Raw genomic sequence first — 11,773 nt, forward strand, 5'->3', positions numbered from 1 at the left:
CGTGACCCGGATCAGGGCTATCCCTCCCTCGAGCGCACGACTTCAGCCCTTGAAGTTGTGGGGTTTACATTTTCTCGATCGAAACGGACCACCACGTATGAGCGAGGAGTGTGACGTCGAGACGATCGGGAGCGTGCTGAACGACGCCGTCGCCCGATCCATCCTCGTTCACGTTCGATCGGAGGCCATGTCGGCCAGCACACTCGCCGAACGCTGTGACGTCTCGGAGGTGACGATCTACCGCCGTCTCGAGACGCTTCGCGACCACGACCTCGTCACGGCGACGACCGTTCCCGACCGTGACGGACACCACTACAAGGTGTACCGGGCCAACCTGCACCGTCTCACGGTCACGCTGACCGACGACGGGTTCGACCTCAGCGTCGAACGGACGGAGACGCCCGCCGATCGACTCACCCGGTTAATCGAGGAGCTGTGACAATGATACCCCAGATCGACCTCTCGTTCGAACTCATCGTACAGGGAACCCTGTTTAGCATCCTGACCGTCCTCGGGCTCGCGATCGTCGCGATCGCCTTTCAGGGGTACCGACGGAACCAGAGTCGACCGATGCTGTTTCTGGCCGTGGGGTTCGCCGCCATCATCCTCCCCGAACTCGCGATGACGGTCGTCACGAGAATCGTCGAGATCTCCCAGTTCTGGACGGTGACCGTCTTCCAGGTGACCAACGTCTTCGCGTTCCTCTGTATCCTGTATGCGATCACGATGGACGCGTGAGAGACTTCGTCCGATCACCGACGCTCCGCAGCGATCTCCCGCGTTCGCTCTCTGATGATCGACCGAACGCGACCGGGATTCGGAACGTTGTGGAACTCGAGGTAGCCGAGGCTGGCGTTCGTCCCGCCGGTGAGCACGGCGACCGTCCCCACGCCGAAGGTGCGCTGGACGCGGTTCTGATCCAGTTCGTGACCGCGAACCTGCGTGAACGGAACGTCTCGAGAGCGCCGGCGGAACCACAGGGTAAACTCGTAGCGGATCGCGTCGTCGGTGACGAGGTACTGCGTCCGCGTCAGGATGTATATCCGAACGAGAAACCGCGCGACGACGATCGCGACGACGAAGACGACGACCCAGCCGAGGATCGACGACAGCTCGGGATCCTCGAGGCCGAGGACGTTCTGAAAGAGCGCGACGGCGATCGTCCCGCCGATCAGGACGGTCAGCCCGATCCAGACGAGCGCGGGCCTGATCGTCGGACGGGTCCGGTATCGAACCTGTTCACCGGTAGCGTCCTCCGAAGAGTCGTCGACGACCGACGACTCGTCGTAGCTCGTCGTCGAGTCGGTGGCCGGTGTCTCCGCGGGTTCGCGTGCATCCGTCGTCTCTGGGGTCGTGCCGCCGTCGGCCACGGGATCGTGGTCCGAGTCGTCGGTGGTCCCGGAACTGCCGTGGGCCGGATTCTCGGTCGCTGTCGATGCGCCTGCTTCGTCCGTGGATCGTGATCGATGTCGTGTCATAGCAGGATGGGGATCGCGAGACCGACGATTGTGCCGTCGAGGAAGAGGGCCGTGACGATCGAGCCGAGGACGAACAGGACGGGTGAGGCGACGACGAACCCGACCGCGAGCAGGCCCGCGAAGCGACTCGAGTGGTGATTGTGGCGAGCACCGAGGTACAGCGAGTAGAGGTAGTACAGCCCCGCGACGAACAGTCCAGCGAGCGCGACGATTCCCGATCCCGTGATGCCGGTCAGGTCGACCGGCCCGGGCCGGCCGCCGGGGAGTTCGAGGTTCGTGCCCGTCGCGTCGATGACGGCGTAAATGAACTCCGCCTGGACCCAGATGAGCCACTGGTCGGCGACGACGATCGCCGGCGACGTCGAGAGGTACCAGGTGAAACTGAAGATCGCCGCGAGGTAGATGCCGGTCGAGTAAACGACCGTGTGGATCGACTGGAGGACGCCACTCGAGTTGCGAGTGAGCCAGACGGCGACGTGAAAGGTGAGGAAAGTGAGTGCCGAGGCGGCAAAGAGAAACGTGCAGTTCTGGACCAGTGCGAGGAGGAACTGCCAGCTCGAGAGGGGGTCGGTCCCCAGGGAGGTGGCAACGCCCTCGACGAACGCTGGGGGGTCGCCGACCTCTCCCGTCGCACCGAACCCCGCGTACGTGAGCGGGACCGCGTACAGGAAGAGGTTGAACAGGTAAAAGAGGATCAGTCGAACGGCCTGATACGCGCGTTTTCGACGTGTCTGGCCGTAGACCTCCACGTTCGCGGAGACGACGTCCGACGGGTCGAAGATGGCACTGTACCCGTACCGGGCGAACCGGAACGACGATCCCGCCATCGTATCGGATGGATAGTAAGTATCGAAAGTAAACGTATCGGCCGGCGCAACCAAACTCGCTCATCAGAGAGTCTGGCGGTCGATTCCCCGAGTGCCGGGTACAGACCCGATAGCAACAACCCGATATGTTTTCCCGCAATCAACCATCCAGAGTGACAGAATCCACCCGGAGAGGCCGTCCACCGGTGGGACGTCGGGAGGCGAACAGTGCTCCGGACAGGAGCAGCCGTGGGCGTCGACGGACTGTGGCTCGAGCTCGCCGGGCAGCGGATCGTTACGGCGCGAAGGGGCGCTCACGGCTAGTAGTTCGTCACGCGAGTCGGGGGCAGACAGTTGACGGGTCCCGGGTCGGAAGACGGCGTCCTCCCGACCAGTTCGAGGGACAGGATTCGAAGTATCGACCGCGGCAACGGACCTCGTTCTGGATCGCGACTCGTCAGCAACCGTCTGATGCGATCTACGTGTAAATCGATAGGCCGATGGGGCGCGCGCGAGCACCGAGAATCGAACCGAATGCGCCTCGAGGACCAGAGTGCGGTCGTCCGCGACGCCGTCTCACCCGAACTCGCCGACGCGATTCTCCTCGTGACCGCCCTCGGCGGGACGACTGTCCCCATGGCATTGCTCGGGACGCTGTTCTGGCTGGCGAGTGCTCACCGGCGACGGGTCGCCCTCGCGATCGGGTACGCGATCGCTGGTCTCCCCCTGTTGCTCGCGGTCAAGGCGATCCTCGCGCTCCCGAGACCGCCCGAGGAGGCCCTGCTGGTCCCGCTCGAGGTCGAGGGCTACGGCTTTCCGAGCGGGCACGCCTTCGCGGCGGTCGTCGTCTACGGCGGCCTCGTCGTCGCGTTCGACAGGATCCGCGACTGGCGAGCGCTGGCTGCCGTCGCGGTGGTCGTCGGCCTCGTCTCACTTTCACGCGTCGCACTCGGCGTCCACTATCTGGGTGACGTCGTCGTCGGGATCGCACTCGGCATCGTCGTCCTCGCGAGCGTCGTCCGCCTCACGCGCGCCGATCCGACGCGCATCTTCCTGCTCGCACTCGTCGTCTCGATCCCGGCGGTCGCACTCACCGGCGGGAGCGACGACGCACTGCTCGGACTGGGTGGTGCGATCGGTGGCCTGCTCGCGGGCAGGAGCGTCGATCAGCTCCCAGCACTGCGCTCGCCGCTCGAGGGCGTCGTCCTCGTCGGCGTCGCTGGCAGCGTTACAGTCGCAATTCGCGCACTCGAGTCAGTCGTCGGAAGCGCTCGACCGGGGCTGGTCGCCCTCTACGCGGTTCTCGTCGCGTGGATCTTCCTCGCCCCGGCTGTCGTCGCTCGAGGACTCGATGCCGTCCCGGAGCGCTGGCTGGCCGGCTGACGGGCAACCGGTCAGGTCGTCGCACCGACGACCTCCTGCTCTACGTACCCAAGACACCACTCGAGGTCGGCCATCGTCGTCTGGTCGCCGTCCCGATCGATCGAGAGCAACACGCCGCACTTTCTGTCTGCCGGATCCGGGCACGAGACGATCCAGGCGTCTTCGAACACCCGGACGACGGCGGTGAGGTCGCCAGCCGCGACGGTCTGCTGTGCCCGCCGATGACCGAGCTGAGCTACGATCGTTCGATCGACGAGATCGCGGAGGGCGTCTGTCGAGTATCGCCGCCTGACGTCCGGGCGGAGTTTGGATTCCGATTCGGTCGGCCCGTACCGGATCACCGCACGCAAATCGTCGCCGATCCGGTCTGTAAGCACGTTCCAGATCGCCTCTGGCGTTCCCCCTGACATTATGTATCCCTTACCAGCCATGGTCATCGGTATAAGATATAGCTATTGGCTTCCGCCCAGAGTCGTCAGGACACCGTCACGTTTCGAGAACGTCGCGATGGTCGGGAGAAACGGAAGCGAGTCGGCCTGTCGATCGTCACGCGTCCTCGTCGACCGCCGCCCAGAGCGGATAGAGGTCGTCGACGACGGGTTCGGTGATCGATTCGGAGCCGAGGCGGAGTTCCGGTTCTCCCGCCTCGACAGTCCCGATCGCCGCCGCCTCGAGTCCGGCGGCCTCGAGATCGGCGAGTGCGTCGTCGACCTCGTCGTCGGGGACCGTCGCGAGGAGCGCGCCGGAGCCAAAGATGCAGAGCGGGTCGACGCCCGCGGCGTCACAGAGCGTCTCGGTCTCGGCTCTGATCGGGACAGCGTCGCGGTCGACCACGAGGCGTCCCCCAGAGGCGACAGCAAGCTCGAGCAGACCGGCAGCGACGCCACCTTCCGTCGGGTCGTGCATGGCCGTCGCGTACTCCCGGAGGACGTGAGCGTCCGGGACGACGCTCACCTCCTCGAGGAATCGCTCGGCCCGTCGACAGGTGGGGTCGTCGACGCCGAGGTCGTCCCCGAAGTCGGCCGCGAGGATCGCCGTTCCCTCGACGCCCGCCGCTTTCGTCAGGACGATTCGATCCCCTGTCCCGGCACCCCCGGTCGGGACGAACCGGTCGGTGGTGCCCATCGCCGTCAGACAGACCAGCGGGCGCTCGAGCGCGTCGACGTACTCGGAGTGGCCGCCGACGACGCTGACGCCGATCTCGCGGGCAGCGTCGTCGATATCGCCGGTAATCGTCTCGAGGGACGACTCCTCGTCGGGGAGCATCACGACGACCGTCAGCCACCGGGGGTCGGCCCCCGAGGCGGCCACGTCGTTACAGGCGACGTGGACCCCGAGGGTGCCGACGGCCGAGGCCGACAGCGAGATCGGGTCGGTGCTTACCACGAGGGTTCCGTCGGGCGGATCGATAGCGGCTGCGTCCTCACCGTAGGCCGGTCCCTGCACGACCGCGTCGTCCGGCGCACCAGTCCGGTCGAAGACGTGCTCGAGCAGGTCGTCGGGCGCGACCTTGCCTGGCATACTGAGTACTGGGAGGATCGGCCGTTTGTAGCTGTCGGGATCGGTGGATCCACCGGTTTCCGGTCAGTCGTTCGCCGGGGCCAGCGCGTCCATCGTCTCGCGCACGTCGTCTTCGGTCGCCCCGCGCGGGAAACTCACCATCACGGCGTCTAGCCCGTCGACGGCCTCGTAGCGCTCGAGGCTCTCGCGAGCCGTCTCGAGGTCGCCTGCCGCACAGAGCTGATCGAGCAGGTCGTCACCCAGCAAGTCGAGGGCGCGCTCGCGGTCGCCCTCCTGCCAGGCGTCGTAGATGGCTTCGGCCTCGTCGTAGCCCTGTCGGACGAGCGCATCGCGGTAGAAGGTACCCATCCCGCCGACGTAGAAGGCGACGTGCTGGCGGGCGAGTTCGCGGGCCCGTTCTTCGTCCTCGAGCACACAGCAGTTGACACCGATCGAGACGGTTACGTCATCGGGGTCACGGTCGCCCAGTTCCGCACCGCGTTCGACGTCTGCGAGGCGGTCCCGGACGCCGTCGGGAGTGAGCATGATGCCGTGCCAGCCGTCGGCGAATCGGCCCGCGAGTTCGACGGCCTTGGGCCCCATCCCGGTCACCTCGACCGGTGGTGCCGGCTCGGGTGAGTCACAGCGCAGGCGAAAGCCCGACAGCGAGAAGTCCTCGCCGTCGTACTCGAGTTCCTCGCCGGAGAGCACTTTACGGACGATTTCGACGGTTTCCCGCGTTCGCCGCAGCGGGTTGCCGTACTCGACGCCGTGCCAGTTCTCGATCACGATGGGGCCGCTCGGTCCGATACCGAGCCGGAACCGGCCGTCGGAGACCTCCTGCAGCGTCGCGGCGGTCTGCCCGAGCAGCGCAGGTGTCCTCGAGTAGGTGTTGACGATACTGGGCCCGAGGTCGATCTCTTCGGTGCGTTCGGCGATAGCCGTCAGCACGGTCACGGCGTCTCGCCCCCACGTCTCGGGGAGCCAGACGCAGTCGTATCCGCCACGTTCGGCTGTCTGGGCGTAGTCGACGATCGCGTCGACCGTCGGCTGTGCGGCGACCGGCAGGTGAACCTCTCTGTCAGTCATCACCACTCACAGACGGCCCCCTGCCCTTTGGGTGTATGGGAACGGCGCGCCCACTGCGAGTCGTTCACAGTGGACTCCAAGGTCTGGTATCGAACGGACCCCAGCGAATTTCGGGTCCGACGGATACGGTCGAAGAAATGGAGTCCCCCGGTCGTAGCGGGTGTTCGCACCGAGTTGGGAAGTCGACCCGCCGGCCGGTACAGGGACGTCGGTTCGGTGCCGATCAGAGGGCGTCGTCTCCATTGTCAGCACAACCAGCCAGCGAGACAACGATTCCAGTGCCTGCGGCCGATAGGCCGCCGCGTCGCGTTCGTGGTCGTCTAGACATCTGCAACCGGTGGTCGTCCCTGCTGTAAAATAATACCTTGCATTCTTTAGACTATTTCACTATATTTATGAAAATTTATATATTTTAGCCGAATTATTCGCACTTAACGAGGACTCATCCGGAACATCACGGCCGCTGATGGTCGAATACAACCGATAGACGGGTACTTGCAATTCACCCAGATTTCATCGCGTAGAACGGTCACCAGCGTCGAACGACGGCCGTCCCGTCGCCTGCGAAAGCGACCGTCAGACGGGCGGCTGACAGACGACCGACTGCCCGGGACGGAGAGATCAGGTGCCGGAGCAGCGAAAGGGACTGTGTGATTCTATGCACGATCGTGGATACCACACCAACTCGAGAACTGGTTTGACAGCACAAACACGGGGATTTTTATCGACCCGGTGCCCTACAGACTCCCATGACTGATGGGCGGGGCGAGACTCCCCGGCGAACAGGAATGACCGAGAAGTGCGGCGTCGTCGGCGTCTCACTTGCCGGTCGAGACGCGGCACGACCGTTGTACTACGCGCTGTACGCACTCCAGCACCGCGGTCAGGAGTCCGCGGGGATCGTCACCCACGACGGGTTCCAGCAACACAGCCACGTCGACATGGGCCTCGTCGGCGAGGTCTTCGACGAGAGCGACCTCGACGTGCTCAACGGCTCGGCCGGCATCGGCCACGTCCGCTACCCGACCGCCGGGTCGGTCGACTCGAGCTGTGCACAGCCGTTTTCCGTCTCCTTCAAGAGCGGTTCGCTCGGGCTCAGCCACAACGGCAACCTCGTCAACGCCGACGAGATCCGCGACGACCTCGCTGCCGTCGGCCACGCCTTCACCAGCGACGGCGACACCGAGGTCATCGCCCACGATCTCGCGCGAAACCTGCTCAAAGAGGACCTCGTCCGCGCGGTCAAACACACGATGGAGCGTATCCACGGCTCCTACGCGCTGACGATCAGCCACGACGAGACCGTCCTCGGCGTCCGCGACCCGCTCGGGAACCGCCCGCTCTGTATCGGGAAACTCGAGGATGGCTACATCCTCGCCTCCGAGTCGGCGGCGATCGACACGCTCGATGGGGAACTCGTCCGCGACGTGAAGCCGGGCGAACTGATCGTCCTGCACGAAGACGGCGGCGGGTTCGACTCCTACCAGTTGATCGAGCGTGACAATACGGCTCATTGCTTCTTCGAGCACGTCTACTTCGCCCGCCCGGACAGCGTCATCGACGAGACGCTGGTCTACGAGGCCCGGCGGAACCTCGGACGCAAGCTCTGGGAGGAAAGCGGCGTCGAGACCGACGTCGTGATGCCCGTCCCGGACTCCGGTCGTGCGTTCGCCTCCGGCTACGCTGACGCCGCGAGCGAGACGACCGCCGACGGCGAGATCCGCCCCGACGACGAAGATGGCGTCGAGTTCGCCGAGGGCCTGATGAAAAATCGCTACGTCGGGCGGACGTTCATCATGCCCACGCAGGACGAACGTGAACGCGCCGTCCGTCTCAAACTGAACCCGATCAAATCGACTATCGAGGGCAGAACGGTCACCGTCATCGACGACTCGATCGTCCGTGGGACCACCTCGACGCAACTCGTCCAGTTGCTCAAAGACTGCGGGGCCGAGGAGGTCCACGTCCGCATCGGCGCGCCAGCGATCGTCGCCCCGTGTTACATGGGGATCGACATGGCCACCCGCGAGGAACTGATCGCCTCCGACAGGACGACCGACGAGATTCGCGACGAAATTCAGGCCGACAGCCTCGCGTACCTCTCGACCGACGCCGTCGCCGAGGTGCTGGGCAAGGAACGCATCGACCTCTGTCTCGGCTGTGTCACCGGCGAGTACCCCTACGAGATCGAGGGCGAGACGACCGACCGCGACGTCACCCGCCCCGAGATCGACGAAACGCCGCTACACGCCGACGACTGACGAACGTTTGTGATGCGGCTTCGACTCCGGCGCGACCTCGACTGCGTGGCGGCAACGCCGCCACGGTATCGGTGGTCGGTACAGCCGACCACACGATCGATGAAACACACCCCTGACGCCATTCCGAACGCGAAGCGTCCTCCACATCGGTCGTCGACCCGCTTTCGTTCCGGCGAACCTGGTTCCACCACGGACGCTTCGAGTTGCTCTCGAGCGGTCGCTGGTAGTCAGTAGCCGACGTGCAACAGCACGTAGACGACGATCCCGAGTGAAAACGAGATCAGCCACAGGCTCGCCGCGTAGCGGCCGAAACGAGCGTGATTCGTTCGAGGTAGCTCCTCGATCGGGTAGGCCATCGCGAGCACGAGCGCGTAGTAGACCAGCGGCACGCAAACCACGGCCAGGAAGATGTGAATCGCGAGCACCGGCAGGTAGACGAACCGGTACACCGCGTCGGGTCCCGGGAACGGGTCCGGCCCACCCGTCGAGATCAACCGGAACAGGTAGAGCACGAGGAAGGCCGCGAAGAGCAGGAACGACGTCACCATCAGGATGCGGTGCCGGTCGACGTTCCCTCGGCGAATCGCCCGCCAGCCCAGCGCGATGGTGACGATCGCCGCCGCACTGATCACCACGTTCACGTGCGGGATCGCATCGAGCAGCCACCCCGGCGCGTCTGGCACCAGCGACGGTGGGATCTGCCCGCCCGCTGCCGCGAAGACGATCGCGAGCGAGACGACACTCAAAATGGCAGTCACCGGCCGCACGCGCTCTCGAGGGACGACCTGCAGGTCCATGCCCGGACGTTCGAGCGTGGCAGGAAAGGCGTTACTGTCTCGGGTGTCGGTAGCGATGGGGCTCGAGTGGTCGTCCGGATGCGGTGATCACGACGGTGATGACGACGTCCCGTACTTGCAGAGTCAGTCGCTCATCGGCGGACCCCTCCGGGACAGCACCCAGAGACAGTCCTGCTGGTAGGTGGTGTAGTTCTGTCAGAAGTTATGCGTGGGTGATGTCCACGAAGGGAGATCACCTGCATCGTGTCGCTCGGCGGTTACACCGCCTCGCGTCTCGCGGCGCGTGGCGCCGCGTGTGCGATGCGTGGGACCGGATTCGAACCGGCGGACCCCTACGGGACAGCGCCCTCAACGCTGCGCCGTTGGCCTGGCTTGGCTACCCACGCTCGCTGTTTCTTTTCCGCACTCTCTCGTACCCACCGGTGTTACTAAAGCCCTTTCTTTTGAGTCGGTGCCTGCGGCGGGGTCACACGGAACCGCTGGGAGCGGTGGCTTGAAATGCGACAGTTGCCAAAAGCTACCATGGCAAAGTACTCGACGGGTTCGTCCACTGGCGGCGGTGGAACGAACTGCGAACTCTGTGGTGCCGAGAGCGACTCCCTCCGGGTCGCAACCGTCGCCGGTGCCGAACTCGAGGTCTGCCCGAGCTGTGCCCCCCACGACGACAGTTCCCGGTCGGGCGGTGGCTCCGGTGGCCGGGGGTCGAGCGGCGGCACGCGAGACGGCGGTGACCCGGTCGACGAGGAACAGCGCCGGAAGAAGAAAGCTGCCCAGAACGTCGCGAAGGCCAATCCCGTCTGGGATGGCGACTCCGAACACTGGGAGCGCGAGGGGACCAACTACGACGACGACCCGTTGCCGTACCTCGTTTCGGGCTACGACGAGGTCGTCGTCGAGGCACGCCGGGAAGCCGGACTCCAGCGCGAGGAACTCGCGGCCGAACTCGGCTGTCGCGAGCAGGACCTGCTGGCGGTCGAACAGGGACGGGCGACCCAGGCCGGTGTCGGCGGCGGTCTCATCGACGCCCTCGAGGAGTTTCTGGACGTCGAACTCGCCGAGTAATCACCGGGCCGTCCCGGTCAGTCGGACCGGTCGGCGAGCAGACTTTTACTGCCAGGCGTCGGAGAACGACCGATGAGCGGGCAACGCGCAGCAGCGGAACCGTACACCACGCGGTTTCAGACAGCGGTGACGTCGATCGACGGCCGACGCGTCTGGCTCGAGCGCAGCTACTTTTACGCCGAGAGCGGGGGACAGCCGGCTGACCGGGGCCAGATCGACGACGTCAGGGTCGAAGACGTCAGGGTCGAGGACGGCGAACCGGTCCACTACCTCGCCGAGGAGCCGTCGTTCAAAGTGGGCCACCGCGTGCTGTGTTCGATCGACTGGGAGTACCGGATGTACTGCATGCGCGCCCACACGGCGAGTCACGTCCTCTACGGCGCGGGACGACGCCTGTTCGACGAACTCTCGTACGCCGGCTTCGACATCGGCGACGAGAAGGTCCGCGTCGACCTCGAGACGCAGACCGAGGTCGACGACGAGACGCTGATCGAGCTGGAAGAGGCGGTCAACCGCGTCGTCTGGGAGTCACGACCGGTCTCGTGGGACGACCACCCTGTCGCCGAGGTTCGCGAGCGCGAGGACGTCGCGTTCAACGAAGCGACCGAGGAGGGGGCGTTCGCGAAGGGACGAGTCAGACTGGTCACGATCGGCGGCCCCGAGGCCAGCGGCAACGGCGGGAGCGACGGGCCGACGTCGAACGGGAGTCGACTCGCCGGCGGCGCGACCGTCACAGTTGCCGGCAAAGATAACCGAAACGGAAACCACTGGGACGTCGCCGCCTGCGGCGGCACCCACGTCCGGAACACGCGGGAAATCGGCCCCGTGACCGTTCTCGAGCGCTCGAATCCCGGCGAGGGAGTCACGCGGGTCGAGTTCGCCGTCGGCCCACCCGGGATCGAGCGCCGAAGCGTCGAGAAGCGAGCCGTCTTCGATGCGAAGCGCCTCCTCGGGACAGGTATTTCGGACGTTCCCGGCGCGCTCGAGCGGCTGTCCGACGACCGGGACGCACTCTCCGAGCAGCTTCGCTCCCGCGAACGCGACCTCGTAGCCGCCCGGCTCGAGGGAGAGAAGACGGTCGAGCGAGAGGACGAGCAGTGGCTGGTCGCGACGGTTGGGGATCTCCCTGCCGACGTTACGAAAGACGTCGTCGACGACCGACTTACAGACACTGATGCGGCCGTCGTCGTCGCACTCGGTGGCGGCGATTCGACGTACGCAGTCGTGGGGTCGACCGGCTCGCGATCGGCGACGGCTGTCGTCGACGAACTCACCGAAACCTTCGGCGGTGGCGGCGGCGGTGACGACCGTCTCGCTCAGGGAGGCGGATTCGGGGTCCCGCCAGCCGAGATGCGGCGCTCGCTCGAGTAGGTAGTCGATCGCTGCCGAGAGTGGAA

At 65.5% G+C, this 11,773-nt stretch carries 12 protein-coding genes and 1 tRNA gene; 6 read left to right on the forward strand and 7 right to left on the reverse strand.

The features are described 5' to 3' along the window. The first annotated feature begins 97 nt into the window (after positions 1 to 97). Together B1756_RS04510 and B1756_RS04515 are read left to right on the forward strand one after the other, a co-directional pair. Positions 98 to 439 carry a helix-turn-helix domain-containing protein gene (locus B1756_RS04510; RefSeq protein ID WP_086887476.1) on the forward strand — a complete coding sequence of 114 codons (342 nt, stop codon included), beginning with the start codon at positions 98 to 100 and terminating at the stop codon, positions 437 to 439. Between the two features lie 2 nt (positions 440 to 441). Then, positions 442 to 738, forward strand: coding sequence for a DUF7521 family protein (locus B1756_RS04515; protein WP_086887477.1), 297 nt, complete (start codon positions 442 to 444; stop codon positions 736 to 738). A gap of 14 nt (positions 739 to 752) precedes the next feature. On the opposite strand, the gene B1756_RS19340 is transcribed toward B1756_RS04515, so the two are convergent. Both B1756_RS19340 and B1756_RS19345 read right to left on the reverse strand, forming a co-directional pair. Next, positions 753 to 1,478 (reverse strand): PH domain-containing protein, encoded by a 726-nt coding sequence (locus tag B1756_RS19340; protein ID WP_161493146.1) that lies wholly within the window; start codon positions 1,476 to 1,478, stop codon positions 753 to 755. Next, positions 1,475 to 2,305, reverse strand: coding sequence for a hypothetical protein (locus tag B1756_RS19345; protein ID WP_161493147.1), 831 nt, complete (start codon positions 2,303 to 2,305; stop codon positions 1,475 to 1,477). The genes B1756_RS19340 and B1756_RS19345 overlap by 4 nt, the downstream gene beginning before the upstream one ends. Positions 2,306 to 2,818: 513 nt before the next feature. Between B1756_RS19345 and B1756_RS04525 the strand changes: the two genes are divergently transcribed. After that, entirely contained in the window at positions 2,819 to 3,667 is an 849-nt protein-coding gene (locus tag B1756_RS04525) for a phosphatase PAP2 family protein (protein ID WP_086887478.1), read from the forward strand. 11 nt (positions 3,668 to 3,678) lie between these two features. Here the strand turns inward: B1756_RS04525 and B1756_RS04530 are convergent, their stop codons facing one another. The 3 genes from B1756_RS04530 to B1756_RS04540 all read right to left on the reverse strand — a co-directional run bounded on the left by B1756_RS04530 (position 3,679) and on the right by B1756_RS04540 (position 6,256). Beyond that, on the reverse strand, positions 3,679 to 4,077 hold the full coding sequence (locus B1756_RS04530) for a DUF7522 family protein (protein WP_086887479.1): 399 nt from the start codon (positions 4,075 to 4,077) through the stop codon (positions 3,679 to 3,681). A gap of 136 nt (positions 4,078 to 4,213) precedes the next feature. After that, positions 4,214 to 5,188 carry an AIR synthase family protein gene (locus B1756_RS04535; RefSeq protein ID WP_086887480.1) on the reverse strand — a complete coding sequence of 325 codons (975 nt, stop codon included), beginning with the start codon at positions 5,186 to 5,188 and terminating at the stop codon, positions 4,214 to 4,216. A 63-nt stretch (positions 5,189 to 5,251) separates the two neighbouring features. Continuing rightward, positions 5,252 to 6,256, reverse strand: coding sequence for a TIGR04024 family LLM class F420-dependent oxidoreductase (locus B1756_RS04540; RefSeq protein WP_086887481.1), 1,005 nt, complete (start codon positions 6,254 to 6,256; stop codon positions 5,252 to 5,254). Positions 6,257 to 7,044: 788 nt separating this feature from the next. On the opposite strand from B1756_RS04540, the gene purF reads away from it, so the two are divergent. Beyond that, positions 7,045 to 8,517: an amidophosphoribosyltransferase gene (gene purF, locus B1756_RS04545; protein WP_086887482.1), complete on the forward strand. Its 1,473-nt coding sequence runs from the start codon at positions 7,045 to 7,047 to the stop codon at positions 8,515 to 8,517. Positions 8,518 to 8,744: 227 nt separating this feature from the next. On the opposite strand, the gene B1756_RS04550 is transcribed toward purF, so the two are convergent. Next, positions 8,745 to 9,308: a DUF420 domain-containing protein gene (locus B1756_RS04550; protein ID WP_086890041.1), complete on the reverse strand. Its 564-nt coding sequence runs from the start codon at positions 9,306 to 9,308 to the stop codon at positions 8,745 to 8,747. A gap of 307 nt (positions 9,309 to 9,615) precedes the next feature. After that, positions 9,616 to 9,700: transfer RNA gene (locus B1756_RS04555), tRNA-Leu, on the reverse strand. Positions 9,701 to 9,836: 136 nt separating this feature from the next. Between B1756_RS04555 and B1756_RS04560 the strand changes: the two genes are divergently transcribed. Together B1756_RS04560 and B1756_RS04565 are read left to right on the forward strand one after the other, a co-directional pair. After that, on the forward strand, positions 9,837 to 10,376 hold the full coding sequence (locus tag B1756_RS04560; protein ID WP_228434470.1) for a helix-turn-helix domain-containing protein: 540 nt from the start codon (positions 9,837 to 9,839) through the stop codon (positions 10,374 to 10,376). A gap of 72 nt (positions 10,377 to 10,448) precedes the next feature. Beyond that, positions 10,449 to 11,747 (forward strand): alanyl-tRNA editing protein, encoded by a 1,299-nt coding sequence (locus B1756_RS04565; protein ID WP_086887484.1) that lies wholly within the window; start codon positions 10,449 to 10,451, stop codon positions 11,745 to 11,747. Positions 11,748 to 11,773 lie beyond the last annotated feature (26 nt).

This window comes from Natrarchaeobaculum aegyptiacum, from assembly GCF_002156705.1.
Lineage (GTDB): Archaea > Halobacteriota > Halobacteria > Halobacteriales > Natrialbaceae > Natrarchaeobaculum > Natrarchaeobaculum aegyptiacum.